Source organism: Salinivibrio sp. VGrn1 (assembly GCF_009377995.1).
Classification (GTDB): Bacteria; Pseudomonadota; Gammaproteobacteria; order Enterobacterales; family Vibrionaceae; genus Salinivibrio; species Salinivibrio siamensis.
On the sequence record NZ_SATA01000001.1, the window covers coordinates 475,105 to 501,535 of the forward strand.

25 protein-coding genes are annotated in these 26,431 nt (G+C 50.5%); 8 read left to right on the forward strand and 17 right to left on the reverse strand.

Going from position 1 to position 26,431, the window contains the following annotated elements; all coding sequences use genetic code 11:
• Positions 1–16 precede the first annotated feature (16 nt).
• The 4 genes from EHW56_RS02075 to EHW56_RS02090 form a co-directional block, all read right to left on the reverse strand.
• A complete protein-coding gene (locus tag EHW56_RS02075) occupies positions 17–481 on the reverse strand; it encodes a GNAT family N-acetyltransferase (protein WP_152799098.1) in 465 nt (154 codons plus the stop codon).
• A gap of 842 nt (positions 482–1,323) precedes the next feature.
• Positions 1,324–2,094, reverse strand: coding sequence for a DUF726 domain-containing protein (locus tag EHW56_RS02085; RefSeq protein ID WP_172969956.1), 771 nt, complete (start codon positions 2,092–2,094; stop codon positions 1,324–1,326).
• Positions 2,095–2,616: 522 nt separating this feature from the next.
• Positions 2,617–2,961 carry a HEPN domain-containing protein gene (locus tag EHW56_RS15640; RefSeq protein WP_172969957.1) on the reverse strand — a complete coding sequence of 115 codons (345 nt, stop codon included), beginning with the start codon at positions 2,959–2,961 and terminating at the stop codon, positions 2,617–2,619.
• 203 nt (positions 2,962–3,164) lie between these two features.
• On the reverse strand, positions 3,165–4,016 hold the full coding sequence (locus EHW56_RS02090) for a toll/interleukin-1 receptor domain-containing protein (RefSeq protein WP_152799101.1): 852 nt from the start codon (positions 4,014–4,016) through the stop codon (positions 3,165–3,167).
• Positions 4,017–4,571: 555 nt separating this feature from the next.
• On the opposite strand from EHW56_RS02090, the gene EHW56_RS02095 reads away from it, so the two are divergent.
• The 3 genes from EHW56_RS02095 (at position 4,572) to EHW56_RS02105 (ending at position 8,398) form a co-directional block, all read left to right on the forward strand.
• Positions 4,572–6,251, forward strand: a complete 1,680-nt coding sequence (locus tag EHW56_RS02095; protein ID WP_046073105.1) for an aspartate:alanine antiporter — start codon at positions 4,572–4,574, stop codon at positions 6,249–6,251.
• A 101-nt stretch (positions 6,252–6,352) separates the two neighbouring features.
• Positions 6,353–7,027 (forward strand): response regulator, encoded by a 675-nt coding sequence (locus EHW56_RS02100; protein WP_046073104.1) that lies wholly within the window; start codon positions 6,353–6,355, stop codon positions 7,025–7,027.
• A 3-nt stretch (positions 7,028–7,030) separates the two neighbouring features.
• Entirely contained in the window at positions 7,031–8,398 is a 1,368-nt protein-coding gene (locus EHW56_RS02105) for an ATP-binding protein (RefSeq protein ID WP_046073103.1), read from the forward strand.
• A 145-nt stretch (positions 8,399–8,543) separates the two neighbouring features.
• Here EHW56_RS02105 and pgsA read toward each other — a convergent pair whose 3' ends face one another.
• From pgsA to EHW56_RS02125, 4 genes are all read right to left on the reverse strand, one after another.
• Complete coding sequence (gene pgsA, locus EHW56_RS02110) at positions 8,544–9,104, reverse strand: CDP-diacylglycerol--glycerol-3-phosphate 3-phosphatidyltransferase (protein ID WP_046073102.1); 561 nt, start codon at positions 9,102–9,104, stop codon at positions 8,544–8,546.
• Positions 9,105–9,153: 49 nt separating this feature from the next.
• Positions 9,154–10,986: an excinuclease ABC subunit UvrC gene (uvrC, locus tag EHW56_RS02115; RefSeq protein WP_172969958.1), complete on the reverse strand. Its 1,833-nt coding sequence runs from the start codon at positions 10,984–10,986 to the stop codon at positions 9,154–9,156.
• Positions 10,987–11,015: 29 nt separating this feature from the next.
• Positions 11,016–11,660, reverse strand: a complete 645-nt coding sequence (uvrY, locus tag EHW56_RS02120) for a UvrY/SirA/GacA family response regulator transcription factor (protein WP_046073101.1) — start codon at positions 11,658–11,660, stop codon at positions 11,016–11,018.
• A 282-nt stretch (positions 11,661–11,942) separates the two neighbouring features.
• Positions 11,943–13,394, reverse strand: a complete 1,452-nt coding sequence (locus tag EHW56_RS02125) for an NAD-dependent succinate-semialdehyde dehydrogenase (RefSeq protein WP_152799103.1) — start codon at positions 13,392–13,394, stop codon at positions 11,943–11,945.
• 296 nt (positions 13,395–13,690) lie between these two features.
• On the opposite strand from EHW56_RS02125, the gene EHW56_RS02130 reads away from it, so the two are divergent.
• Both EHW56_RS02130 and trxC read left to right on the forward strand, forming a co-directional pair.
• Positions 13,691–14,827, forward strand: coding sequence for a M14-type cytosolic carboxypeptidase (locus EHW56_RS02130; protein ID WP_152799105.1), 1,137 nt, complete (start codon positions 13,691–13,693; stop codon positions 14,825–14,827).
• Between the two features lie 139 nt (positions 14,828–14,966).
• Positions 14,967–15,398: a thioredoxin TrxC gene (gene trxC, locus EHW56_RS02135; RefSeq protein WP_046073098.1), complete on the forward strand. Its 432-nt coding sequence runs from the start codon at positions 14,967–14,969 to the stop codon at positions 15,396–15,398.
• Between the two features lie 41 nt (positions 15,399–15,439).
• Here the strand turns inward: trxC and EHW56_RS02140 are convergent, their stop codons facing one another.
• A complete protein-coding gene (locus EHW56_RS02140; protein ID WP_074212533.1) occupies positions 15,440–15,889 on the reverse strand; it encodes an Lrp/AsnC family transcriptional regulator in 450 nt (149 codons plus the stop codon).
• Positions 15,890–16,036: 147 nt separating this feature from the next.
• Between EHW56_RS02140 and EHW56_RS02145 the strand changes: the two genes are divergently transcribed.
• Positions 16,037–16,960, forward strand: a complete 924-nt coding sequence (locus tag EHW56_RS02145; RefSeq protein ID WP_152799108.1) for a DMT family transporter — start codon at positions 16,037–16,039, stop codon at positions 16,958–16,960.
• A gap of 28 nt (positions 16,961–16,988) precedes the next feature.
• Here the strand turns inward: EHW56_RS02145 and htpX are convergent, their stop codons facing one another.
• On the reverse strand, positions 16,989–17,867 hold the full coding sequence (gene htpX / locus EHW56_RS02150; protein WP_152799111.1) for a protease HtpX: 879 nt from the start codon (positions 17,865–17,867) through the stop codon (positions 16,989–16,991).
• A gap of 498 nt (positions 17,868–18,365) precedes the next feature.
• Here htpX and EHW56_RS15275 point away from each other — a divergent pair, with 498 nt between their 5' ends.
• A complete protein-coding gene (locus EHW56_RS15275; RefSeq protein ID WP_046073094.1) occupies positions 18,366–18,539 on the forward strand; it encodes a hypothetical protein in 174 nt (57 codons plus the stop codon).
• An 83-nt stretch (positions 18,540–18,622) separates the two neighbouring features.
• Here EHW56_RS15275 and bioD read toward each other — a convergent pair whose 3' ends face one another.
• Genes bioD through bioB form a run of 4 tightly spaced genes read right to left on the reverse strand, consistent with a single transcriptional unit; the run spans position 18,623 to position 22,354 of the window.
• Positions 18,623–19,297, reverse strand: a complete 675-nt coding sequence (gene bioD, locus EHW56_RS02155; RefSeq protein WP_152799113.1) for a dethiobiotin synthase — start codon at positions 19,295–19,297, stop codon at positions 18,623–18,625.
• On the reverse strand, positions 19,290–20,084 hold the full coding sequence (gene bioC / locus EHW56_RS02160) for a malonyl-ACP O-methyltransferase BioC (protein WP_152799115.1): 795 nt from the start codon (positions 20,082–20,084) through the stop codon (positions 19,290–19,292). Before bioC ends, bioD begins: the two co-directional genes overlap by 8 nt.
• Complete coding sequence (locus tag EHW56_RS02165; protein WP_152799116.1) at positions 20,081–21,295, reverse strand: 8-amino-7-oxononanoate synthase; 1,215 nt, start codon at positions 21,293–21,295, stop codon at positions 20,081–20,083. Before EHW56_RS02165 ends, bioC begins: the two co-directional genes overlap by 4 nt.
• A gap of 6 nt (positions 21,296–21,301) precedes the next feature.
• Positions 21,302–22,354 (reverse strand): biotin synthase BioB, encoded by a 1,053-nt coding sequence (bioB, locus tag EHW56_RS02170; protein ID WP_077639099.1) that lies wholly within the window; start codon positions 22,352–22,354, stop codon positions 21,302–21,304.
• Positions 22,355–22,456: 102 nt separating this feature from the next.
• Here bioB and bioA point away from each other — a divergent pair, with 102 nt between their 5' ends.
• Positions 22,457–23,737, forward strand: coding sequence for an adenosylmethionine--8-amino-7-oxononanoate transaminase (gene bioA / locus EHW56_RS02175; RefSeq protein WP_152799118.1), 1,281 nt, complete (start codon positions 22,457–22,459; stop codon positions 23,735–23,737).
• 8 nt (positions 23,738–23,745) lie between these two features.
• On the opposite strand, the gene EHW56_RS02180 is transcribed toward bioA, so the two are convergent.
• From EHW56_RS02180 to EHW56_RS02190, 3 genes are all read right to left on the reverse strand, one after another.
• Positions 23,746–24,003 (reverse strand): hypothetical protein, encoded by a 258-nt coding sequence (locus tag EHW56_RS02180; protein WP_152795523.1) that lies wholly within the window; start codon positions 24,001–24,003, stop codon positions 23,746–23,748.
• A 224-nt stretch (positions 24,004–24,227) separates the two neighbouring features.
• Complete coding sequence (locus EHW56_RS02185) at positions 24,228–25,442, reverse strand: multidrug effflux MFS transporter (protein ID WP_046073087.1); 1,215 nt, start codon at positions 25,440–25,442, stop codon at positions 24,228–24,230.
• A gap of 174 nt (positions 25,443–25,616) precedes the next feature.
• Entirely contained in the window at positions 25,617–26,414 is a 798-nt protein-coding gene (locus EHW56_RS02190) for a MetQ/NlpA family ABC transporter substrate-binding protein (protein ID WP_152799119.1), read from the reverse strand.
• Between the last annotated feature and the right edge of the window lie 17 nt (positions 26,415–26,431).

Genomic DNA, 26,431 nt, shown 5'->3' on the forward strand with positions numbered 1-26,431 from the left:
GTTATCGATACTGTGTTTAGAGTGGTTTTTCCATCGGCACGCAATCTAAACGGATCCCTTTTGGGGCGTGATACGTTGATATCTCATCGCCCACAAAGCCGCATGCGCGATAAAAAGGCGCTGCATTCAGCGTGGATTCGAGCGTTAGCAATCGCAAGCCCTGTTCTTTCGCTAGGTGCTCTAAAAACTGAAGCATCTTTTTCGCCGCGCCCCTGCCACTGTAATCTGGCTCTACGAAGATGGCATCAACCACACCAGTTTGTGTGTTGAGCTTACCGCTACCGATAACCTGCCCGTCTATTTCAGAGACGTAAAACGTATCAACCACGTCGGTAATAAAACGCTCAGACACGCTACCCTGCGCCCAAAGTGAAAGCTGCTCTTCCGTATAGTGTGCCGAACACTTAGCTAAAATAGCTCGGTTTCTTAAATCAAAAATAGCCTGCGCATCGTTTTGGTTGGCTTTTCTAATGGTGATCAAAGCGCATCCTTGTTTGTGTAAGCTGAGTAACTTTCTGTTATGTCGTGAAGGTAAAGAGTTTGTATTCTTGTCTGGCTAAGCGGAGTAAGTCTAGTGTCATCTTGATACCTTTGCTATGTTTGTAGCTAATTGAGGCTCCTGACCGTTTAAAAACTACGTCTACTAGATGAGACAAACTTCCTCAACTTAGATGCTGTAACACTTCAATTTGAATGCTTCGTAACAAGCTTTGAGTATGTTCTGACTGTAAATCGAGTTCGCACCAACCGTCAGTTCCCATGTATTCGGCAGAAATATATCTAATACTTTTAAGATCAATTTCATCGTTGATGACTCCAGTTAGCCTGAAAATACCTGACTTTGTATGGATTCTGCTAATTTTGAAATTTTCCATAAACCTCCGAGAACATAACGAATGACATGGACTCCCCCTCATTAAGATCTGCCACACACTTAGGTGCGGTCTTTAATACCGGAGGTAACCATGTCTACTCAATTCTTTTGTGGCGTTGATCTCTCCAAGTACCACTTTTCTCTCACGCGGTGAATGACCACGGAAAAGTCATTCTCCATAACACGATCCCACGCTCCTGCGTGGGAATGTATATGAATTTGAAGCATAGTCAGTGTTGGCCACAAGATCACCGAACTACACTTGATCGCTGTTCTAACAATAGCGGACAGCGTCAATACCTTTAGCGAACAAGCCAGATCAATGCCCTGGGCAGCATAATGTTATACTGGGTATGGTGCTGTTTGTGTTTGAATGATAGCAAGAGCTAGATATACATTCCCACGCAGGAGCGTGGGAACGAGAAAAAGCCAGAATAGTCTAGCCAAATCTATCTTATCACTTCCCTCAATACTTTTTTAAATATTGAAAAAAGACTTATGTCAAAACAATTAATAATTTCATGTCCATTATTTGTGGTTAACTCCACTCTTTCTTTGATGCATACCCCGACTTCCTTCTTCTTATAAGAAGTATGCCCATCCACAACATTTGACAAGTCAACATTGTAAATTAGATTATTAGCATTCTTCGGTATAGGCTTTGATCCAATTGGTATATTACTGAAAAGAGTTCCTATTTTATAAAGAAACTTTAAAACCCAATCATTAGTTGAATAACAATTTATAATCATTGACTCTGGATGGCTCGTACATGTCTCAGTCCATTTTTCAGTATTTGACATGGCACCGCCAAACAAATATATTGAGTGAATGCTATTCTTTCTTTCCAAATTAGATAATGCATTAAACGACACACTTGCCCCTAGCGAGTGCCCCATTAAAATAAACTGATTGGATTCTTGGTTATTGATATAATGAGCTAGCCATATGCCCGCATATTCAGCTCGGCGTATTGCCTTACTCCAATCAGAACCTATACTAGTTAGCACGGCACTTCCAGCTATTAAAATAGATACATTGGATGATAATATTTTAAATTCAATTGTTGGATCATTGCTAAACCCAAACATTTTTTTAAAATTACCGCTGGGCCAATCTAAATGAAGCACTCGCTGAAATGGATAAAGTTCATCAACTACAGAGAGCCAATCCTTAATATCTTCTTCAGACTCTGATAAAAAACCATTAATTACAATCACGGTAGGTTCTAATCCTTCTCGTATGTGCCTGATTTTATATTCACAACTCATCCAACTATCCGATATCGACTCAATATAATGCTTTAATATGGGACGCAAGTAGTGTGCGCGTCCCAACCTAACTTGTTGAACGAAGACGCTATGCGGCAGAATGCCGAATTATCGCCTATTTTTCTTCCTGCTCTGCAAGTGGCCAATGAACAGGAGGAATACCATGACCTCTCCACAACAAAAGGAATTCGTCATCCTTTATAACTCGTTCCCACGCTCCTGCGTGGGAATGTATATGAATTTGAATCATAGTCAGAGTTGGCCACAAGATCACTGAACTGTACTTGACCTCTGTTCTTACACTAGCGGACAGCGTCAATATCTGTAGCGAACAGCCAGTTCAATGCCCTAGGCAGCATTATGTTATAATGGGTATGTTGCTGTTTGCGTTTGAATGATAGCAAGAGCTAGATATGCATTCCCACGCAGGAGCGTGGGAACGAGAATAACATAAATATCAGCCACTCTCTATCAAGTAAAATTGAAACTAACGTGCGAAATGGAGTAGCTTTTGCATTTAAATGGAGCCCAGTAATGATGTTTATCACCTTCTAGATCAGAAACCAGTTTCTCCATCCATTGCTGCACTTCTCTTGACAATTCTTCTATTAGTTCTTGAGTATATCTAACTAGAGATGAGAACTTTCTGTAGCCTATATCATCAGTAAACTGCCCATGACTAAACTGATTACGATATCCAACAAGTTGATCTAGTTGACCTAGGTTCAATTTACTATAATCTAAGCCTACAACTTCCATATTCATTTCTGCAACAACCTTAACTCGTTCCCACGCTCCAGCGTGGGAACGAAACATAATGTCTAATGGTCCTCTCACAAAATTGGCAGGCAGCAGCGGTGAGACCGCAGTAAGAGATCTTCTATATGTGTTTGCCGTAAGCAATGACTTAATGGCGGAAATGACAGAGCGAAGTAGACGACTTTGTTGTTCGAGAGCATTGGCTGCTGCGCAGCCAAAAAAATGCTATTGCCTATTGACCGGAGAAGGGCTCATATGTGTTATGCCCGAATTTTTTCTACTATTTTTTCCGCTAACTCAGCCGGACCTAGTGAAGATTGCAAGCCAAACCGATCTAGTAAATCTGGAGAATAATTGTATACATCCTCTGCTGATACGTTATGCCAGATTGGCAAAATTACGTTATTTTTATCGAAGATTTCCCGCATGATGATTGAGTTGAACTCTTTCTTAGTCCAACCACTATTGCTTATGAAAGATGGCGATAAAACTAAAATACACTTCTTAGACTCTTTCAGCCCCTTCTCGATACTTTCTCGCAGACTATCACCTATTTTTAATGAGAACTCATCATACCAAACTGGGCAAAGTTTCTTGTTTAATTCGATAGCCAACTCACGAACCAAGTCGTCTTTGTCATTGAAGTCATGAGAGATAAATGCAAGTGGCTTTTCTAATTCTGCGCATTTTTTCACGTAGTTAATGTCCCGTATTTTGATATTAAACCCATAATTATCTCCAAGCTTGTGTATGGCTTGAATCTCGAAGTTAGAAAGTGCTTTATCGATGTAAATGTAAACTCTATTTGTAAAAAAAAATGCACTTAATTTTTGTCTCTCTGGTGTATGAACAAAACCGATTTCTTGTTCTAGTTCTCCATACTCAATCACACCCTCTGCTACATTAGGTTGAGACAAAATAAAGTCGATGCAACTAATGTCAGCTTTCGCAGGAAAGTAAAACGACCAATACTTAGAATTTTCTTCAATACTGTGTGAAAGCTTGCCATAAATGCTGATTCTAGATACCCCATTATCATCGCTTAACTCCCACTCTCTATTTGCATTAAGAGCTTTAGCAGTAACGTCAAAGTACTCTCTTACTGTCGCCATTTTAATACTCCATACTCAGTGGCATAACATTGTATTAGCGCGCACACTCACTTCCCCAAAACCGTTATACGCGCCTTTTCTTTCTTAACTGACTGTTATTAATAGTATCTATCGCTTTTACTATCTGCCTCTTCCCCGCGATAGCGTGCATCCGATTCGGCTTCTATCTCGATAAGCTAGTTAACTATCCAGCCATTCCCACGCTACCGCCCGCCAGTTTTGGGCACCCGATAGGCCATTTCCCTTTTTGTAGTAAGGATTAGCCTAACAGAGGCGTGATAACGTTTTCATTCCCTAATGTCCAAAATGTTAGCTAGCGCTAATTCTGTGAGATTGCTTCGAGGATTTGGCCGAGATCTTGCGGGCGTGTTGGTTGGGTCTAAAAAGCCAGTCGGGGCTGCCATTTTTTGTGGATGCTTCCAAAAAACGTGCAACTGGTGTTTTTTTACGCAAAATTAATCTTTATTTCACTAAATTTGTACAACAAAGTGTGATTAAGGTTGGTATAATTTTCACCACATTAACCCCCTGCACGCTCTGTCGGACATTTGTGCTGTGAATATAGACGTCAATAACCTCCTGCTCCAAAACGATATTTTACTCCTTTTTGTGGTTCTCGCCCTCGGCCTCGCGGTCGGAAAGATCAAAATTGGTAGTGTGCAACTCGGCGGATCCATCGGCGTGTTGTTCACTGCGATCATTTTTGGCAACGCGGGGTTCACCTTCTCGCCTGACACCCTCAGCATCGGCTTTATGCTGTTTATCTACTGCGTGGGCATTGAGGCGGGGCCGAACTTTTTTGGCGTCTTTTTCCGTGACGGAAAATCATACCTATTGCTTGCCTTGGCGGTGCTACTCAGTGCCATTGGCTTAACCCTGTTCTTCCAAAACCATTTGGGGTTGGATATCAGCATTGCCACCGGCATGATGGCCGGCGCGCTTACTGCCACCCCGGTATTGGTGGGCGCGAAAGATGCGCTTAACTCCGGCTTAACCGGCGCGGAAGGCGAACAGCTGGGGATGATGATTGATAACCTCAGTGTCGGCTATGCCATGGCTTACCTCACCGGCCTGGTGAGCTTGATTGTGCTGGCCAAATTGATGCCGAAGTTGCAGCGCCATAACCTTGAGCACTCCGCCCAACAAATTGCGATTGAGCGCGGCTTGGGCAGTGAATCACAGCGTAAGGTCTATTTACCCATTATTCGTGCCTATCGGGTCGGGCCTGAATTGATCGATTGGATTGATGGCCGCAACCTGCGTGAGCTGGGTATTTATCGCCAAACCGGCTGTTATATCGAGCGTATTCGCCGTAACGGCATTTTGGCTAACCCCGATGGGGATGCCATTTTGCAGCAAGGCGACGAGATTGCCTTAGTGGGCTATCCAGACAGCCATGCACGGCTGGACCCGAGCTTTCGTAACGGTAAAGAAGTGTTTGACCGCGATCTGCTCGACTTGCGCATTGTCGAGGAAGAAATCGTGGTGAAAAATGACAGCGTGGCGCAGAAAAAGCTGTCAGATTTAAACTTGTCTGAATACGGCTGCTTTTTAAACCGAGTGGTGCGCGCTCAGGTTGAGATGCCGATGGACCAAGGGATCATTCTTAACAAAGGCGATGTGCTGCAAATCAGTGGTGAGAAAAGCCGCGTAAAAGGCTTGGCCGACCGCATCGGCTTTATTTCGATTCATAGCCAGATGTCGGATTTGCTCGCCTTTTGCTGCTTCTTTATTTTGGGGCTGGGCTTAGGGATGATCACCCTCACCTTCGGTCAAGTGACCTTTGGCCTAGGTAATGCCGCTGGCTTGCTGTTGGCGGGGATCAGCCTCGGCTTTTTACGTGCCAACCACCCCACTTTCGGCTATGTGCCCCAAGGGGCGCTGAATATGGTGAAAGATCTTGGCCTCATGACCTTTATGGCTGGCATTGGACTGAGCGCCGGTAGCCGGCTATTTGATTACATCGCAGACATGGGCTTTTCGGTGATCTTGGCCAGCATTGTGATCAGTGTTATTCCAGTGATTGTCGCCTATTTGATTGGCGCGTATGTGCTGAAGATGAACCGCGCGCTCTTGTTTGGCGCGATCATCGGGGCAAGAACCTGTGCGCCGGCGATGGATATGATCAATGAGCATGCCCGCAGTACTATTCCTGCCTTGGGCTACGCGGGCACTTATGCGATTGCCAACGTTATTTTGACCTTAGCCGGCACCTTGATGATTATTTTGGTGTAACGTCACGCTGGAGACGGTCGCTGAGTCAGCCAAAATTCAGTTTATTAAACCTATAATAAAGGCGTCCACCTCGGGCGCTTTTTTGTTTTACAGGGGCTTTTATGCAGGTTCTTATTATTGAAGATGACTCGATTTTAAGTCATCACCTGAACACCGAACTCAGTGAACTCGGCCACCATGTTCGCTGTGCCAGCACTGCCAGCGAAGGGCTTTATTACGCTGACCAATACCCCAATGATATTGCCATTGTTGACCTTGGTTTGCCCGATCAAGATGGCATTAGCCTAATTCGTGATATTCGCGCCAAAGGGCTGCGCCTGCCGATTTTGGTGCTCACGGCGCGCGCCAATTGGCAAGATAAAGTCACGGGGTTAGATGCCGGCGCGGATGATTATTTGGTAAAGCCGTTTCAAAAGCCGGAACTGGTGGCGCGATTAAACGCATTGGTGCGTCGCAGTGCTGGTTTTGTGAAGCCCACTATCACCGCTGGCGATATCGAGTTAGATTTGTTGGCGAAATCGGTCACCGTCAACGGACAAGCGCTAGAGCTCACCGCCTTTGAGTATGATTTGTTTGAGTACCTGATTCGTCACAGTCGCGAAGTGATCTCGAAGCAACGCTTGCTCGATGTGCTGTATCATGACCAAGATGGCGACCCTAACACCATTGAGGTGATGATCAGTCGTCTGCGTAAAAAGCTGATCCAAACCGGACACGACAACCCCATCTCGACCGTGCGTGGCCAAGGCTACCTGTTCGAGATCCAAGCTGAGTAAACCATGAAACTAGGCCAACTTACCCTTTGCCAATGTCGCCCCCGACTGCGTACCCGCGTACTCGCCACCTCGATTGGCATTATTCTCCTTTTCTCGATTGCGCTCGCGGCCTTGATTAATAAGCTGTATCAGCAAAATTCAATGGCGGCTTACTCGCGCGATCTGGCCTCACAAATTCCGATGGTGATGGCGCAGCTCAGTAAAGACGGGCTGATCCGCGCTGACCAGCTGACAGCTTGGATTCAATCGCTTGACCCGTCCAGCAGCGATTATATGTCGGTGCTATGTACACCCGATAACCACACGCTATGGACCTCGCGCGATGTGCAAGCGTTTAATATCGACGATATCTGCACACATATTCCTAACGAAGCGAAAAAGCCGCAGTACCTTTCCATTGCTGGCTTTAACGTGGTGGCGCAACGGCTTTCATCAGAAAAGCAACCCGGTGATAGCGAAAACCGGCTGTTTGTGCTGCGCAACGTCGACAAACAAAAACAACAGTTAGCCGATTTAGAAGCAGAGACCTGGTTTTACATCAGCCTGCTGTTTGTCTCGGCGTCGGCACTCGTGGTTGCCGCGTGTCATTGGAGCTTTTCCCCACTGCGCCGCTTGGCCAGAGAGCTAATCGCGATTACTGAATCACGCCAGCAAACACTGGATAACGATTACCCTGACGAGCTGCAAGATGTCACCCAAGCGCTTAATCGGATGATCACCCAGCGGGAAAAGCAAAAATCCCGTTATCGCCACGCCATGGATGATTTGGCACACAGCTTAAAAACGCGTTTATCCGCCACCAATGCCCTGCTCGATGATAATCATCTGTCGCGCGAGCAGCTGAATAAGCGGATTTTGGAGCAGGTCAGCCAAATGGATGACATGGTGCAATATCAGCTCAAACGCGCATTGGTGGGGCAATGTGGACTGAAACGCGAAGATAGCCCACTGACCGCACCGATTGATAGCCTGACCGGCATGTTAGATAAGGCCTATCGCGATAAACCCGTGAAAGTAGTGCGAGCGTTTGATGAAAGTGCCTCTTTACCGGTGCACCGCAGTGATTTGATGGAGTTACTCGGTAACTTGCTGGAAAACGCCTATCGCTTTTGCCTTGAAACGGTGCAAATCCGGCTCGACGATCACGGCGAAGTGTGGCAATTGGCGATTGAAGACGATGGCCCCGGGGTGCCAGAGCAATATCGGGAAAGCATATTCCAGCGTGGGGTGCGTGCCGATCAGCTCAATCCTGGCACTGGCATCGGGTTAGCGGTGTGCGATGAAATCATTGCCAGTTACGATGGCAACATCCACGCCAGCGACTCCCCGCTGCAAGGGGCGGCCTTTGTGCTGACCATTCCTAAGCGCTAAGCCAGGCGGTCAGCTTAAGCGCGACGCCAACAAACACACCGGTGCTTTCGCGCTGCCACCAGCAGCAAACAAAAAACGCAGCCAAATCGTGGCTGCGTTTTTATGAGCAAGTAACAGGCGTAAATGCGTTTGCTGAGTGCCCGGTTTATTCTTCTTCCGGGTCGGCGAGCAAGTCGTCTTTGGCCGCCATCATGTACTGATACATCGACCAATAGGTCAGGCCTGCGGCGGCGTACAGCGCAATGTAACCTAACCATTCAATCCAAGGAGCGCCATGCCAAAGCAGCATGGTCAATGCAAACATTTGCGAGCCGGTTTTAAATTTACCCACCCATGAGACCGCGACGCTGGCACGTTTGCCGATTTCTGCCATCCACTCGCGCAGGGCTGAAATAATCACCTCACGCGCAATCATGGTTGCCGCCGGAATCGTGATCCAAATAGAGGCGTAGTGCTCAACAATCAGCACCATGGCAATCGCCACCATCACTTTGTCGGCGACGGGATCGAGAAAGGCACCAAAACGGGTCGATTGCTTTAAGCGACGCGCTAAATAGCCATCCAGCCAATCGGTGGCGCCAGCAATCACAAAAATCAATGCTGCCGCAAATGGCGCCCAAGCATAAGGTAGATAGTAGGCAACAACAAAGACCGGAATAAGCGCAATGCGCAAAAAGGTCAAAATGGTAGGTATATTTAGACGCATGCTCAGCTTTTTATTTTAGGATTAACTGGGTTATGGTGCCCCATTGCCACTAACCTTGCAATGAGGAATGAATTTTCTCTGCCAATGTAGCGCTGATCCCGGGCACCTTGGCGATTTCTTCAACACTGGCGTTTTTCAGCTCTTGAATACCGCCCAAGTATTTCAGCAAGGCCTGGCGACGTTTAGGGCCTACGCCATCAATTTGGGTGAGCACACTTTGCTTGCGCGCTTTGCCCCGTGCCGCGCGGTGTCCGGCAATGGCATGATCGTGGCTTTCATCTCGAATATGTTGGATAAGGTGCAATGCCGGTGAGTCGGCGGGCAGCGAAAACTCCTCGCCCGAGACCTTAATCAAGGTTTCAAGCCCCGGCTTACGGCTGGTGCCTTTGGCCACCCCTAAAATGAGTGGGTTAACCGGCCAATCAGCAATCAGCGGCTTAAGCACCTCCCAAGCACGGCTAAGCTGGCCCTTACCCCCATCAATCACGATGATATCGGGGATTTTTTCTGGCTCGACTTGTTTGCTATAACGGCGCGTCAGTACCTGTGCCATCGCGGCATAATCATCACCGCCGGTGATCCCTTCAATGTTGTAACGGCGATACTCTTTTTTCAGCGGCCCGTCTTGGTTGAACACCACGCAGGAGGCGACCGTTTTCTCGCCCATGGTGTGGCTGATATCAAAGCACTCCATCCGCTTAACCGGCTCTAAGCCCAGGGTTTCTTGCAGCGCTTGGTAACGATTCTGGATGGTCATCCGATGGTTGATCTTGCTGGTCAAAGCGGTACGCGCATTGGTGTTGGCCAGCTTCAAAAAGCGGGCTCTAGCCCCGCGCGGGCGGCTTTGTAGGCGCACATTGCGACCGGCTATTTCACTCAAGGTATTCGATAGCCAACCCAGATCATCACCGATATCGTCAGAAATCAGAATATGGCTGGGAATGGTTCGCCCTTCCGCTTGCGCCAGGTAAAACTGGCTGACAAAACTTGAAACCACTTCACCAGGGTCAGTTTCTGCTGGCATCTTGGGAAAATGGCTACGACTGCCCAGCACTTTACCCTGGCGCAGGAAGAGCACGTGAATGCACGCCACCCCGTTTTCTAATGCAAAGCCGATAACGTCGATATCATCATCGCTGTCTTGCGAGACAAACTGCTGCTCTTGTACCCGGCGCAACGCTTGGATTTGGTCGCGGTATTCCGCCGCCTTTTCAAATTGCAGCTGCTGGCTAGCGGTTTCCATTTTGGCGACCAAGCTGTCGATCACTTCGCGGTCTTTGCCTTGTAAAAACATACGGGCAAAATTGACTTGCTCGGCGTAGTCATCATCACTAATCAGCCCTGGCACACAAGGGCCAGAGCAGCGACCAATTTGATACATCAAGCAAGGCCGGCTGCGGTTGGCATACACCGAGTCTTCACACTGGCGAACCGGGAATATTTTCTGCAATAGGTGCAGGCTTTTGCGCACTGCATTGGCATCAGGAAAGGGACCAAAGTATTCGCCCTTTTTCTTTTTCGCGCCGCGGTGGATCGCTAGCCGCGGATGCTCGTGAGCACTGAGGTAGATGTAAGGGTAAGATTTATCGTCTCGCAGCAATACATTGTATTTGGGGCGATGCTGCTTAATCAGATTGTGCTCAAGGATCAGCGCTTCGGTTTCGGTGTGGGTCACCGTCACCTCTACATCGGCGATGTTACGCACCAAGGCTTTGGTTTTCTCACTGGAAACCTGGACCCGAAAGTAACTGGCTAGGCGTTTGCTGAGATCTTTGGCCTTACCCACATAGATAATCTCACCCGCGGCGTTCATCATGCGATAAACGCCGGGCTGGTGAGGAACGGTTTTCAGAAAACTTTTGGCATCGAAGGTGTTCGGCACTGCGCGGTCTCGTACTACATTACTTCGCGTTACAAGGTTTCGGTATCTAACATACCGTGCCTGATGGCAAGGTGGGTCAATTCCACATCACCATTAATGCCCAACTTGCTGAATAAGCGATAACGGTAGCTGTTCACCGTTTTCGGGCTCAGGCTAAGCTGCTCGGATATGTCGGTGACTTTTTGCCCTTTGGTGATCATTAGCATGATCTGCAATTCACGCTCTGACAGCTCTTTGAAAGGATTATCTGAAGAGGCAGAGAACTGACTAAGCGCCATTTGCTGGGCAATGTCCGGTGAGATATAACGCTGGCCACTGTTGACCATACGGATCGCGTTCACCACTTCATCGGCACCGGCTCCTTTGGTTAGGTAACCCGCGGCTCCCGCTTGCATGACCTTGGTGGGGAACGGGTTTTCTGTATGGATCGTGAGCACGATAATCTTGGCGTCCGGCGAGTAACGAAGCAACTTGCGTGTCGCTTCCAACCCACCGATGCCTGGCATATTCATGTCCATTAGGACAATATCGGCGTGATTTTGCCGGCACCACTTGAGTGCAGCTTCACCGCTGTCGGCTTCCCCTACCACTTTTATGCCACGAACGTCTTCTAAAAGACGTCGAATCCCTGTGCGAACCAGCTCGTGATCATCTACAAGGAACACATTGATCAATCTTGTATCTCCACTTGGTTTGGTTCGCCAACATGCTGCCACAAGGCAACGGTTGGACTTCTCTTACGCATAGTACTTGAGTTTTACCACGGATGAAAAGCCAACAACAGAGCGGATGTGGGCAAATGCAAATATTCATACACTAAGCCGCCAAAAAACAGTCAACCTGACTGAATTATCACCAATTTGGTGACGTTCGAGGCAAGTTGACTGCAATAAACAGCGTAAAACCCGCTTTACGTGTCAGTAATTTTTAACACTTAGCGGCTTAAACCGTCTAGATTACGACAGACCCAAACACAAGTACTTCATTTCTAGGTATTCATCGAGTCCCCAGTGTGAGCCCTCACGACCAAGGCCCGATTGCTTCACCCCACCAAAGGGCGCGACCGCGGTCGAAATCAGGCCGGTGTTGATCCCTACCATGCCGTATTCCAGTGCTTCGGCAACACGGTGCACCCGGCTAATGTCTTTGGCATAAAAGTAAGACGCTAACCCAAATTCGGTATCATTGGCCATGGCGATGGCATCCGCCTCTTCTTCAAAAGAAAACAGCGGTGCCACGGGGCCGAAGGTCTCTTCTTTGGCTATCCGCATCGCTGGGGTCGCGTATTTAATCACCGCCGGTTGGGTGTAGTTTTCTCCCAGCTCAGGGCACGCGCCACCCAGCTCAATCGCGGCGCCTTTTTGCTTGGCATCGTCCAGGTGGGCATTCACTTTGTCCATTGCCCCCTTATTGATGAGTGGGCCGATGTCCACGCCGTCGTCGGTGCCTTTACCCACCTGCAATTGACTCACCGCCTGGATAAACTTTTCTGCAAAGGCTTCATACACGCCCGATTGCACGTAGATGCGGTTCACACAGACACAGGTTTGCCCTGCGTTACGAAACTTCGCCGCAATGGCCCCTTCAACCGCGGCGTCAATATCGGCGTCATTAAACACAATGAAAGGCGCATTGCCGCCCAGCTCCAGCGAGAGCTTTTTAATGGTTGGGGCGCATTTTTCCATCAACTGTGCGCCGATTTCGGTCGAGCCGGTAAACGAGAGCTTACGGACACGTCTGTCAGCACATAAGGTATCACCGATGGGGCCCGACGCTCCGGTCACCACACTGATCACCCCAGCTGGCAGCCCGGCTCGTAACGCGAGCTCACCGAGGGCCAGGGCCGATAGCGGCGTGTCACTGGCAGGCTTCACCACCATGGTACAACCCGCCGCCAATGCTGCGGCCGCTTTACGGGTAATCATCGCCGCTGGAAAGTTCCACGGGGTAATCGCCGCGGTCACGCCAATCGGCTGCTTGATCACTGAAATGCGTTTATCCGCTTGCTCCGCGGGAATGGTCGCGCCATACACTCGCTTCGCTTCTTCTGCAAACCACTGTAAAAACGACGCGGCGTATTGGATCTCGCCCGCGGCTTCTTTTAGCGGCTTGCCTTGCTCAGCCGTCATGATTGCGGCTAAATCATCTTTGTGCTCGAGCATCAGCTCGTACCAGCGATAAAGCACGTCAGCCCGCGCTTTGGCGGTTAAATCTCGCCATTCGGGTAGCGCAGCATCCGCGGCATCAATGGCGCGGCTGGTTTCCTCCGTCCCCATATTAGGTACCGTCGCCAAGTGCTCTCCGTTCGCAGGATTGGTCACTGCGCGGGTTCGTTGGCTGTCGGCATCGACCCACTTCCCATTGATCAGTGCCTGTGTTTTTAAAAGCTCAGGATCCTGCAAATGCATAGTGGCTCCTTATTGGTTGAAGAAAAGATAATCTTTGAGGAAAAAGATGGTCATAGCGTGATAAGGGCACCTTGCCAGCTAAGACACAGTACGACAAGATAAGGCACAATACTGTTAATAATAAGCCAGTAAAGCCATCTTGCCTACGTGATTAGATAGTCAGTGGCGAGCTCGTCAGTGAAGACAATGAGTGACTCGGTTCGTTGCTAATCAGACAGTCACGCTCGGTTTTACAACATAAGGCTTACCTTCAGGTGCAAACACAGCTGGCCTCTCAAACCGATAAAGGATGCTCTATGCGTATTTTTAGCCAGTTCGACAGCGGGAATATTCGCGTTGTTAACGATGACGACATCAACAACATTCAACTTGCCATTCACCACGACAATCAGTCTGAGTTTTATCAGTGGTTCCACTTTCGCTTAGAGGCGCAAGTGAATCAGGCTCACACACTGCATATTCAGCAACTGGCAGGCTCAGCCTACCCTGAAGGCTGGAAAGATTATCAGGCGGTCGCCTCTTACGATCGCGATACCTGGTTCCGCGTCCCCACCGAATTTGACGGCGATACACTGACCATTAACGTAACGCCGCAACATGGCTCGATGTATTTCGCCTACTTCGCGCCGTATAGCTATGAGCGCCACCTGGATTTAATTCACCAAGCGCAGACCTATCCACAATGTCAGCTAGAAACCCTCGGCCAGACCTTGGATGGGCGCGATATTAGCCTACTGAAAATCCGTGCCGATTTAGGTGAATCCGTCCAACCGAAAACACCGATTTGGCTGATTGCTCGCCAACACCCAGGCGAAACCATGGCGGAATGGTTTATCGAGGGGCTGCTCGACCGATTGCTTGACGACACCGACACCACTGCCCGTGCGCTGTTGGAAAAGGCCGACGTTTACGTGGTGCCCAATATGAACCCCGACGGCAGCGTGCGCGGCCACTTGCGTACCAATGCGGTGGGCGCCAACTTGAACCGAGAATGGCAAGCCCCTACGCTTGAGCGCAGCCCCGAGGTGTATCATGTTCGTGCGCGTATGGAGCAAACAGGGGTGAAAATGTGCCTCGATATCCACGGTGATGAGGCCATCCCATATAACTTTTTTGCCGGTTGCGAGGGGATCCCTTCTTACGATGCGCGTATGGCGGATTTAGAGGACAGGTTTAAGCGTGCCCTGCTCACCGTGACGCCAGAGTTCCAAGACGAGCACGGCTATGACAAAGACGCACCTGGCAAGGCCAATCTGACCGTGGGCTCAAACTGGATTGGTGAGCGCTTTAAATGCTTGTCGTACACAGTTGAAATGCCATTTAAAGATCATAACGACCAACCGGACCCGGATTTTGGTTGGTCACCTGCGCGCAGCCAAGCCTTCGGTCGCGATATGCTCAGTGCCATCCTCAATGTGGTGGATGCACTCTAGCGCGCACTGAATCAATAACACCTCATGAAAGCCGGTGCCGTGTCATCGGCTTTTTCTATTTGAGTGATTGATAAATTCAACTTGGGCGAGCGACGTCACCCGCTTATATTAGACACAAATAATTCAACGAGGAAACCCAATGACAACCTTAACCTCACGCTGCCCTCACTGCCAAGCCATGAACCGCATTCCAAACGAGCGGGTGAATGACGCGCCCAAATGTGGCAAGTGTCAGTCTGATGTGCTGGACGGTAAACCGATTGAGGGCACCAGCGAAAACTTTAACGCATTGCTAAATAGCGATGTGCCTGTTGTGGTCGATTTTTGGGCCCCATGGTGTGGCCCATGCCAAAGCTTCGCGCCTGCCTTTGCGGCAGTGGCCGAGCAAGAAGAAGGCCGCGCACGTTTTGTTAAAATCGATACCGAAGCGCAGCAAGCATTGGCGGCTCAATATCGTATTCGTAGCATTCCGACGCTAATGGTATTTAAAAATGGCGAGCGCGTTGACGTACTCAACGGTGCCCTGCCACAAAATGCCTTTAGCGACTGGCTAAGCCAGCACCTTAGCTAATCGCCATTCGCTAACCACTATTTCACATTAATAGCGCGGCGCTACACCTTCAGCGCCGCGCCCTGTTTTACCGCGCGGATCGCCACATTGGTATTGATGTCTTTGACCATCGCCAAGGTTTGTAGCTGGCGCATAAAGGCTTCATAGTGCGGTAAATCTCGCGTCACCACTTCCAATAAATAGTCATAAGTACCTGAGATCACGTGGCCGTTGATGACTTCATCCATTTCCACCAATGCGTGCTCGAAGGTAACAATCGCCTCTTCTCGGTGATTGCTCAAACTCACGTTGACAAAAAAGGTCATGTTAAGCCCAATTCGCTGGCGGTCGAGCGTAACCTGATAGGACGCTATCACCCCATCGGCCTCCAGCTTTTTGATTCGTCTTGCACAAGGCGAAAACGACAACCCAACGGCATCAGCGATTTCCGCCGTGGTGCGGCGCGCATCGTCTTGTAACAGCGCCAGAATGGCTTTGTCTTTACTGTCCAAACCCTCTCCTTGGTAATTTTCATCAATTATTCACTAATAGCCGATGATAAACACTAATAGAGGATGAAACTACCCATTAATTTGCCACCAATCCCTCCCTTGACGCTGCCACACTAACTGCATCCATTATCAAGGAAGTGATCAACCATGCCTGCCACCTCTCAACGTTTATTAGGCCTCGCCGCCATGCTTGTCACCGTGACCATTTGGGCGAGCCTGTTTATATCCTTGCGTCAGGCCAGCCAGTCGGTATTAACCAGTGGCGATATTGCTCTACTGCGCTTTTTGCCTGCGGCGCTGCTATTTGGTTGGCTGAGCCGTCATCGTGTGCGCCATATTTTTGCCGTGCCCAAACGTTATCTGTTTGCGATTGCCTTCGGGGCAGGTTTACCGTTTTATCTGCTCGCCGCCACAGGTATGCAGTTTGCCCCTGTCGCCGATGGCGCCTCGTTAATTCCTGGGATCTTGCCACTGTTTGTCTCCGCCATTGCTTGGGGCGTGTATGGCGAGTCGCTCTCGGTGGGACGACGATTAGGGATTGGGTTGATCGTGATCGGCATTGGCGCATTTTTGTGGCATTCGCTGTTCTTCTCACCGTGGAGCGTCACCCAAGGTCATTTGATTTTGCTCGCAGCCAGCATCAGTTGGGCGTGGTTTACCATTGGCGTGCGTGTCACGGGCTTAAATGCCGCAGAAGCCGGAGCGGTATTAGCGATGTCAGCCGTCTTGCTGCTACCCGTGGGCGCGATGAGCGGGCTTATCTCGTTTAATCTGCTCCAAGCGCCTTTCGGTGAGCTGGGCTACCATGTACTGGCGCAAGGCTTGGGCGTGGGGATCATTGCCAATTACAGCTATGCGTTTGCGATTCGCCGTTTGGGCGCAGAAATGAGTGCCGCAATAGGCGCATTCACTCCTGTGGTGGCTGCGCTGATCGCGATCCCCGTCTTCTCAGAAACCGTCAGTGCGCTTACCGTGGTAGCGATGGCGTTGATTGTATTGGGTGCGGTGCTCGCCAGTGAGGGAATAAAGTGGCGTCGCACACAAACAAAAAGCGGCCCGCAGGCCGCTTAATCGATGACTCGGCGTAAACGCTATCCGATTATAGATAGTCGCCACGACGCAAGGCATCGATACGTTTTTCTAGCGGTGGGTGAGTCATAAATAGCTCACTCAGCGTTTTCTTACCGTTGATGCCAAATGCCATCATTGAGCCTTCTAGTTTCGGCTCGTGGCTGACTTTCAAACGCTCCAGCGCAGCAATCATTTTCTGCTTGCCTACCAGCTGCGCCGAGCCTGCATCCGCGCGGAACTCGCGATGACGGCTAAACCACATGGTGAGGATGCTGGCCAGGATACCAAACACGATTTCTAACACTGACGAGACGAGGAAATACATCATCCAGTTGCCGCCGCCTTCGCCTTCTTCGTCACTGTTCATGCCACTCACCGCACCGGCGATAACGCGGGCAATAAAGATCACGAAGGTGTTCACTACCCCTTGCATCAAGGTCATGGTGACCATGTCGCCATTGGCAATGTGGCTGATTTCGTGCGCCAGCACGGCTTCGGCCTCATCACGGGTCATGTTTTGTAGCAGGCCACTTGATACCGCCACCACAGAATCGTTGCGTTTCGCCCCCGTCGCAAAGGCGTTGATGTCAGGCGAGTTATATACCGCCACGGTTGGCATACCAATGCCGGCGCGCTGCGCCTGTTGACTGACAGTATTCATTAGCCAGTGCTCGGTTTCATTGCGTGGATGCTCAATCACTTGCGCCCCCACCGAGCGCAATGCCATTGATTTTGACATCAGCAACGATATGAGCGAGCCGCCAAAACCAAATACCGCTGCCAGTACCAGCAACCCAGATAAGCTCCCCGGTTGCATGCCTGTCACGGCATAAATGATATTCAGCACAATGCTAAATACGACCAGTACCGCAAGGTTGGTAGCGAGAAATAATCCTAAGCGTTTCATGGTGTGTCTCCGTCGCTTAAACCCAGTGTTTAGCGCTTATTTGTTGTAATGATAAAAATAGTATGGGCATTAATGATAAAAACAATCCTTTGATGCAATTTGTTACGAATAAATCCCAGTCGTCGCTTGTGGCGCCCGTACCATCCAGCTCTCTGCACCGACCAGTTAGTGTGGCACGTTATTTCGATCTGATCTAAACAAATTGTGATATCGCGCAACTCTTAATTTTTAACAATCCATTCAAACATTTAACAAGAATCGAGGCAGAAAAGCCCAATAAAAAAGACAAAAACAACCCAATATAGACTTTGGTCGAGTTGTCATCGCGGTTTACTCAGGCTAATTTATGCGCAGCTGTTTAAAACTATGACGCTGATGCACTGCGTAAGACAACAAAGTAATGGGCAGTCGGCGGTCATATCAACCATTAAGTTTATAACCACCCAGTGTGGACAACCTAACCTTAACAACGCAACGCGTTATCAATGGAGTGAGACCATGGCAGAGCAAGAAAACTACCGAGTCGCTATCGACATCTTAACCTGTCATCTCGGCATGAGCTTCGATGAAGCCTGCTCAGAGCTTGGGTTAGCGTCGGATGACGCGACAGCGGCGCGCCAAATGGCCGAGGTTCAGCAAAGCCTAATGGGTGTTCGAGACGACCAGAAGTAATTGTCTACCCGCATTGACTACCTGAATAGACAAAAAGCCAGCACAGCGCTGGCTTTTTTGATCGCTACATTCTCGCAATATGTTTACAACGGCTTAATATCTAAGTGGCTCGCGCATTGTGCTGGCGAGGCATCGGCAGCAAACGGCAAGCGCCCCAGACAAGGCGCATCTAAATGCGCGTCAAGATAGCGCACCATTTCGTCACTGTGCTGCGCCTTGGGATCAACAGCGTTTGCCACCCATCCGGCTAACGTAAGCCCACGTGCGCGAATGGCCTCTGCGGTGAGTAAAGCATGGTTTAAACAGCCAAGTTTAATCCCCACCACCATGATCACTGGCAGTTGGTGGGCAACCACCCAATCGGCCAGCGTTTCAGTCTCACTGAGTGGCACTTGCCAACCGCCGGCGCCCTCTACCAATACCGGACTGGCCTGCTGTTTTAAATGCGCGAGCCCATCGCTCAGCACCTGGGTGTCGATGGGCTTGTTGGCTAACACCGCCGCCCAGTGGGGCGAGCACGGCGTTTCCAACAACACTGGATTGATAGCGGCATACGGCAATGCGATCGCACTGGCGCGCTGTAAAGTGACAGCGTCACTATTTAGTTGGTGATCAGGCGCTAAATCGGCACCAGCAGCGACAGGTTTATAGCCCACCGCTTGATAACCTTGTTTGATAAAAGCGTGCAACAGCGCCGCCGTGGTATAGGTTTTCCCCACTTCCGTGTCGGTGCCGGTAATAAAATAACTGTCATGCATGGTGGTTAATCACTATGTAGCCAATCTGATAGGTCGCCGGTAAGGTGTTGGCGGCGAGTGCAAAACGCTGATACGCCTTTTCTACCGCGCTAAACTGCGCTCTTGTCGCCAGCCCTTGCTGCCCCGTACCTTGCGGGCGATAGGTGGCGCCAATGCCTTTTAAGCTTTTCATCACCGCATGGGCATTAGCAAACGTCAGCTGTTCGCTTTCTTGCAACACGGTTGCGTGCATCAGCCCAGCGCGTTGGGTCGCCTGCTGTAATCCAGATAACGTGATAAAGCGGTTCACCCGTGATGTGCCGCATGCTTGTTGCCACGCGCTGTCGAGTTCACACAGTGATCCGGTGAGCAGTGTCGAGACAAGAATTTTCCCGCCAGGTTTGACGACCCGACTCAGCTCCGCCAATGGCACATGCAAATCGTCACACCATTGCAGCGCTAACGAGCTAAATGCCAGATCGACACTATTATCAGCCAGCGGCAAATGCTCCGCATCAGCTTGTACGCCTAGCATGGCATCACCACAACGCGCTTTTGCCGTCGCAAGCATAGGGGCACTGAGATCCAGTCCAATTACCGTCTTGGCGTGAGTCATCCACTGCAGGGTGAAATAGCCGGTGCCACAGCCGACATCTAAGACGGTACCGAGACGGACAGCCTTTTGCTCTGACTCAGCCAATGCCATCAACCGATGGCCGACACGGCGTTGCAGCGTCGCACTGTCATCATAATGGGGAGCGGCTCGGCCAAACGCTCTGGCAATCGCTTGTTTATCGGCGACGGTCATGCTGTCACCCCACACGCTTTGTCGCTCGCTAATACCAGCTTAAGCGCCTCAATCAGTGCGGTGATATCTGTCTTTTGATGCTGTGCAGACAGGCTGATCCGCAGGCGTGCAGTGTTAGCGGGGACAGTCGGTGGCCGAATCGCCCCGACCCGAATATGCGCCTTCATCAAGGCGTGATTCACCTGCTGTAACGCTGCCAAATCACCGATAATCAGCGGTTTTATCGGGCTAGGCGTCGCGAGCAGTTGCGGGAAGGGCTGCCTATTACCAACGTGCTGTTCGCAAGCAGACGTCGTCTCTAACCAGTCGTGGAGCCCTTGCGTTAACTGTTCGGCATGAGCGCTGAGTGTTTCTCGCCGCCAGTGCTCTGTTCGTGCCAACCTAATCGCATCCTCAATGAGTGCCGCTTGCGCAGGTGGCATGGCGGTCGAATACACATAATGGCGCGCGAACTGACGCAAATAATCAATAATGGAGGGAGAAGCCAGCACTGCCGCCCCAGCCACGCCCAAGGCTTTTCCAAACGTCACAACTAATATATCCGGCCGTGCGCCACGACTGATACTGCCCTCGCCTTCTAGCCCCAACACACCAATCCCATGCGCATCATCCAGTGCCCAGAGCGCCCCCGATTGGTTGGCAATCGCGGCAAGGCTTTCGGTTGGCGACACATCACCATCCATGCTGAATACCCCTTCCGAGACAATCAGCGATGCGGAAGGCTGGATTTGCTTTGCGAGCAGTTGGCAAAGGTGTGCCATGTCGTTATGACGAAAACGCCGCTGCGTGGCAGGGCTCAATAAACCCGCCTCAATCAAGGAGGCATGGTTGAGCTTGTCTTGAAACAAGGCATCGTCTTTACCTAACAGTGTAAAGAGCAAGGCTTGGTTGGCGGCAAAACCACTGTTAAACAGTAGCGCTTGCGGGTAACCGAGCCAGTCACACAGCTGATCACAAAGGGATTGATGCGCCGCGGTAAAACCGGATACCACCGGCGAGGCCGTTGCACCCACCCCCCAGCGTTCAAGGTGCTGCTGCGCCCTTTTCACCAGTCGCGGGTCTTGCGCAAGGCCCAAGTAATCATTCCCCGCAAAGTTGCGCCATGACTCGGCGACGGTATTGTCACCACTTTGCCGCCATAAGCCTTGTTGCTGGCGTGCGGCCAGCTCGCCTTGGTAACGACGGATCAGCGCTGATGTTGTATCAGTCATGGGGACTTAGACACTGGCGTCGTAGAACAAATCGCCCTCTTGCGGGCGCGCTGCCACTCGCTCGGCCACTTGCTCAAGTAAGTCGTGCTCAGTGACTTGATCGGGTTTTTGGCTGACCGCTTCGCGATTAATACCCAGCTTTTTAAATAGCTGCATATCCGCGTCTTCATCCGGGTTTGGTGTGGTCAACAGCTTGCAGCCGTAGAAGATCGAGTTCGCGCCAGCCATAAAGCACAAGGTTTGCATTTGCTCGTTCATGTCTTCACGTCCAGCAGACAGCCGCACTGCCGATTTGGGCATCATGATCCGCGCCACCGCAATAATGCGGACAAAATCGAACGGGTCGACGTCATCGACGTTCTCAAGCGGTGTGCCTTTCACTTTGACCAGCATGTTGATTGGCACGCTTTCTGGGTGAGCCGGCATGTTGGCGAGTTCAACCAGCAAACCCGCGCGATCGCGAGCACTTTCGCCCAGCCCAATAATGCCGCCGGAACACACCTTCATTCCCGCGTCTCGCACGTTGGATAAGGTATCGAGGCGTTCTTGATACGTCCGCGTGGTAATAATGTTGCCGTAAAACTCTGGCGAGGTATCGAGGTTGTGGTTGTAGTAGTCCAAACCCGCCTCAGACAAGGTCTTGGCTTGCTCCGCATCCAACATGCCCAGAGTCATGCAGGTTTCTAACCCTAATCCTTTGACGCCTTGGATCATATCGAGCAAATACGGCATATCGCGTTGCTTGGGGTTTTTCCACGCCGCCCCCATGCAAAAGCGCGTCGCGCCTGAAGCTTTGGCTTTTTCTGCCGCTTCGAGCACGCGTTCCACTTCCATTAACCGCTCTTTCTCAACATCGGTGCGATACCGCGCACTTTGCGGACAATACTTGCAATCTTCTGGACACGCGCCGGTTTTGATCGATAACAGCGTGCTGACTTGCACTTGGTTGGCAGGATGGTATTCACGATGCACTTGCTGCGCTTCAAACAGCAAATCCATGAAGGGTTTATCGAACAATGCTTGCACTTCCTGTGCGGTCCAGTTGTGTCTTATTTCCACGCGGTTTTCCCCGTTGTTGTCGTTTTAATGCTTGGCTAGTCTACCCACAGACGTTAACCTGTCAACACAACAAGATCACACTGGTTTACATCTGATTTATTTATGAGCACAAGCACCCATTTTGACCGCGAGCATATCTGGCACCCCTACACCTCAACGCTCGACCCTTTGCCTTGCTTGCCCGTCTCACACGCAAGCGGCGCCGAGCTCCATCTTGAAGATGGCACTGTTCTGATTGATGGTATGTCATCGTGGTGGGCAGCCATTCACGGCTACAACCACCCTGCTTTGAACACCGCAGCGCATCAGCAAATCGATAAAATGTCGCATGTGATGTTTGGCGGCCTCACCCACCAGCCCGCTGTATCGCTTTGTGAGCGCTTGGTCGCGCATTCTCCCGCCCCGCTCACGCAAGTGTTTTTGGCCGATTCAGGATCTGTGTCAGTAGAAGTCGCGCTTAAAATGGCGATGCAATATTGGCAGGGACGCGGCGAATCGCGCGCACAGTTTTTGACCTTGCGTCATGGCTATCATGGCGACACGTTCGCCGCCATGTCGGTGACAGATCCTGATAATTCGATGCACAAACTCTACAAAGGGTTTCTGCCCCAGCATCATTTTGTGCCGTCGCCACAAAGCCGCTTTGACGGTGAGTGGGATCCTAGCGACATACAGCCTATGCGCGAAGCACTCGCCACGCATCACGGCCAACTCGCTGCCGTGATCTTAGAGCCCATCGTGCAAGGCGCAGGCGGTATGCGCTTTTATCACCCTGAATACCTACGTCAAGTGCGCGCTCTGTGCGACGAATTTGATGTGCTGCTGATTGTGGATGAAATCGCGACTGGCTTTGGCCGAACAGGAAAACTATTTGCCTGCGACCACGCGGGGATCAGCCCAGATATACTCTGCGTCGGTAAAGCACTGACCGGTGGCTACATGACCTTGGCCGCCACGCTAACCACCCGCCATGTGGCCGATACGGTCTGTAGCGGTGATGCAGGCTGTTTTATGCACGGCCCCACCTTTATGGGCAATCCACTCGCCTGCGCCGTGGCCTGCGCCAGCATTGATACCTTGCTGGAAAGTAACTGGCCGCAGACCGTCGCGCACATCGAGAAGCAGCTAAAAACCGGCTTAGCGCCTGCTCGCGCCCTCGAGTGTGTGGCGGACGTGCGTGTGCTTGGCGCAATTGGCGTGATAGAGCTGACCGATCCGGTGAGCCTGGCCGATATTCAGCCCTTAATGACCGCCCAAGGTATTTGGGTCCGCCCCTTCGGCAAACTGGTGTATGTAATGCCACCCTATTGCATCCGCGACGACCAACTCCACCAACTCACTCAAGGCATGATCACCGCAATTAAGCAGTTTTTTGGTGAGTAGATAGGGCGTCAGTCACGATCGGTGCCAAATTTAACCCCGATGTCGGATGGCGCGCGGCACACATCGTGATAATGATTGGCATCGTGCTGGCGCTTATGCCGACCTACGCGTACTTTAACGTCGGTGGCGCCATTGGCGTAGGTGACACAAGCCCCGGCATAGTGTTGGGTATGTGCAAATTTCCAACGGGCGCCTGTCACGTTCGATGCCAAAGTTAACCCCGATGTCGGGTGGCGCGCGGCCCAAATTGTGATACTTATTGGCATCGTGGTAGCGCTTATGCCGACCTACGCGCTATTTAGAATTTTTGAATACAGAGCGCTTCGCTTACGGAATACAGAAGAGAACAAATCGCGCTCGTATCAGCTCTTTCCGCATTCCGTATTCCGTATTCCGTATTCCGTATTCCGTATTCCGTATTCCGTCAAATTGTGTCATTAACGGCGATGGCGCTAGCGATGGTTGTCATCCTTTTCGGACCATGTATTTGTCATGATGCCTCACTCGGGGTACTGGCCACGTTGACTTTCGGTGCCGCAAAACCGCGGAAGATATTGTGTACGGAAAGCAGCGCGCACACACCCACTACCACACCAAGGTGCCATGCTTCGCTAACGCCCAAGCTCAATAGCGCCATACTCATCAACGCAGAAATAATCATCTGTCCACCACCGGAGAGCGCAGCGACGGTGCCGGCTTGGTTAGAGTAAGGTTGCATCACCTGCGATTGGGCGCACGGCAGCGCAATCCCGTTGCCAAACACCATAAAGAACTGCCCAATCATCAGCAGTAACGGGTCCATCGGGGTGAGCCATAACCAAACCGCAGAAATGAGCTGCATCACCGGTGCCATCAACAGCATACGCTTGGTGCCCAAACGCGGACGAATGCGCGAAACTAGCGCACTCCCCAACAATAAGCCACAGGTCGGAATAAGCGCCCACAGCGCATATTGATCCGAGGTCATACCGATGCGCTCTTGCATTAAAAATGGCATCAGCGACACCGTGGTGATCACCAAGGTAAAATTCACCCAGCTAATACTGGCGAAATAGAGAAAGTATGGCGTTTTTAGTAGTGCGCCATAACGGCCGAGGATCACCTTCACATTGGGCAACGGTGAACGAGTATGCATGCTTTCTTTAAACAGGAAAAACAGTACGCACCACACCAAGCTGGTGTACACCATCAGCAAAATAAAGATCGCCAGCCAGCCTAGATTGTGGTTAACAAACCCGCCAATAACGGGCGCCACAATCGGGGTCAACGACGCCACCATGATCAAATATGACATGGCTTGCGGTAGTTGATCCCCAGAATAAGAGTCACGGGTAAAGGCACGCGAAAGCACGGCACAGCAGCCGGTCCCCATTCCTTGGATGCAGCGGCCAATGACTAGGCCAGTGAAGCTGGCGCTAAAACTCACCATCACGGTTAAGCCAATCAGTGAAAGCAACACACCGGCTAACAACACGCGGCGACGGCCAAGCGCATCTGAGATAGGCCCATAGATAAACTGTGATGGTCCAAAGCCAAGTAGATAGGCAGAGATAAGCAGTTGGACATTGTCCATACTGAGGTTGAAATCTCGGGCGATCCAGGGCAAAGACGGAAATACTAAGCCCATGCTGAATTGCCCAATACTGACGGTCAGGCATGCCAGCAATACGGGCGACCAATTAAATGGGCGACTAGCCGATTGCATCCAGTTTCCTATGCGTTTTATTGATGTGGGGAGGTAGACGTCGCGATCCTAGCACATTGTGGATCACCGATAGATCACTATGGTAACAGTAATAACTGTATGAGTGGTAAACAAATAGTGACGTTTGGCTATCGGCCAGCATTGCACTGGCCGATTTCACTGGGTGACAATAAATTAAAACGCAGGCTCTATGGTGCCATTAAAGGTATCTTGCAAAAACTGACGTGTTTTGTCGGACTGGAATAACGCGAGTAGTCGCTGATACGTCGGGTTATCTTGATCGTCTTTGCGTACGGCCACCACCATAACGGCGAGAGGCGCATCTTTAGATTCCAAGAAAATGCCCTGCTCGCTCGGATCGAGCCCTGATGACATCACATAATTCATGGTAATCGCCGCGGCATCGACATCTTGCAAACTGCGAGGCAGCTGTGCCGCTTCTACTTCCACAAATTCGAGCTGTTTAGGGTTGGATTGAACATCTTGCAGCGTGGCTTTAAAGCCAACATTGTCAGCCAACGTAATCAATCCTGCGTCTTCCAGCAATAACAGCGCGCGACCCGCATTTGTGGGATCATTGGGGATCGCAATTTGTGCGCCATTCGCTAACGCCTCGACCTTGTCGACTTTGTCAGAATAAATCCCCATCCGCATTAAGATTGAGCGACCAATCGCTACCAACTCGCTATCGTGGTTTTGATTGAAATTGTCGAGAAACGGCTGATGCTGATAACTATTTAAATCCAAACTACCATCCGCTAACCCTGCATTAGGCGAGATGTAATCAGAGAACTCTACGACTTCAACATCAATCCCTTCCTCTTTCGCTTGCTCAGCCACCGATTCAACCACTTGCGCGTGGGGACCGACCGTTGCGCCAATTTTAATGGTTTCAGTTTGGTCGGAACACCCTGAGAGGAATACCGCCGCGAGAAGTATCGCGAGACTTGCGCTGAGTTGTTTTATCTTCATTCCCTTTACCTTGCTAA

Excerpts from the sequence above, each read along its gene's own strand:
- EHW56_RS02185 (WP_046073087.1), bottom strand. The coding sequence starts at position 25,442 with ATGCAATCGGCTAGTCGCCCATTTAATTGGTCGCCCGTATTGCTGGCA.
- EHW56_RS02090 (WP_152799101.1), bottom strand. The coding sequence starts at position 4,016 with ATGGCGACAGTAAGAGAGTACTTTGACGTTACTGCTAAAGCTCTTAAT.
- bioC (WP_152799115.1), bottom strand. The coding sequence starts at position 20,084 with ATGACCGTCGCCGATAAACAAGCGATTGCCAGAGCGTTTGGCCGAGCC.
- EHW56_RS02125 (WP_152799103.1), bottom strand. The coding sequence starts at position 13,394 with ATGCATTTGCAGGATCCTGAGCTTTTAAAAACACAGGCACTGATCAAT.
- EHW56_RS02165 (WP_152799116.1), bottom strand. The coding sequence starts at position 21,295 with ATGACTGATACAACATCAGCGCTGATCCGTCGTTACCAAGGCGAGCTG.
- EHW56_RS02105 (WP_046073103.1), top strand. The coding sequence starts at position 7,031 with ATGAAACTAGGCCAACTTACCCTTTGCCAATGTCGCCCCCGACTGCGT.
- EHW56_RS15275 (WP_046073094.1), top strand. The coding sequence starts at position 18,366 with ATGGCAGAGCAAGAAAACTACCGAGTCGCTATCGACATCTTAACCTGT.
- pgsA (WP_046073102.1), bottom strand. The coding sequence starts at position 9,104 with ATGCGTCTAAATATACCTACCATTTTGACCTTTTTGCGCATTGCGCTT.
- EHW56_RS15640 (WP_172969957.1), bottom strand. The coding sequence starts at position 2,961 with ATGTTTCGTTCCCACGCTGGAGCGTGGGAACGAGTTAAGGTTGTTGCA.
- bioA (WP_152799118.1), top strand. The coding sequence starts at position 22,457 with ATGAGCACAAGCACCCATTTTGACCGCGAGCATATCTGGCACCCCTAC.
- htpX (WP_152799111.1), bottom strand. The coding sequence starts at position 17,867 with ATGAAACGCTTAGGATTATTTCTCGCTACCAACCTTGCGGTACTGGTC.
- trxC (WP_046073098.1), top strand. The coding sequence starts at position 14,967 with ATGACAACCTTAACCTCACGCTGCCCTCACTGCCAAGCCATGAACCGC.
- EHW56_RS02180 (WP_152795523.1), bottom strand. The coding sequence starts at position 24,003 with ATGCCAATAAGTATCACAATTTGGGCCGCGCGCCACCCGACATCGGGG.
- EHW56_RS02190 (WP_152799119.1), bottom strand. The coding sequence starts at position 26,414 with ATGAAGATAAAACAACTCAGCGCAAGTCTCGCGATACTTCTCGCGGCG.
- EHW56_RS02100 (WP_046073104.1), top strand. The coding sequence starts at position 6,353 with ATGCAGGTTCTTATTATTGAAGATGACTCGATTTTAAGTCATCACCTG.
- EHW56_RS02145 (WP_152799108.1), top strand. The coding sequence starts at position 16,037 with ATGCCTGCCACCTCTCAACGTTTATTAGGCCTCGCCGCCATGCTTGTC.
- bioD (WP_152799113.1), bottom strand. The coding sequence starts at position 19,297 with ATGCATGACAGTTATTTTATTACCGGCACCGACACGGAAGTGGGGAAA.
- EHW56_RS02130 (WP_152799105.1), top strand. The coding sequence starts at position 13,691 with ATGCGTATTTTTAGCCAGTTCGACAGCGGGAATATTCGCGTTGTTAAC.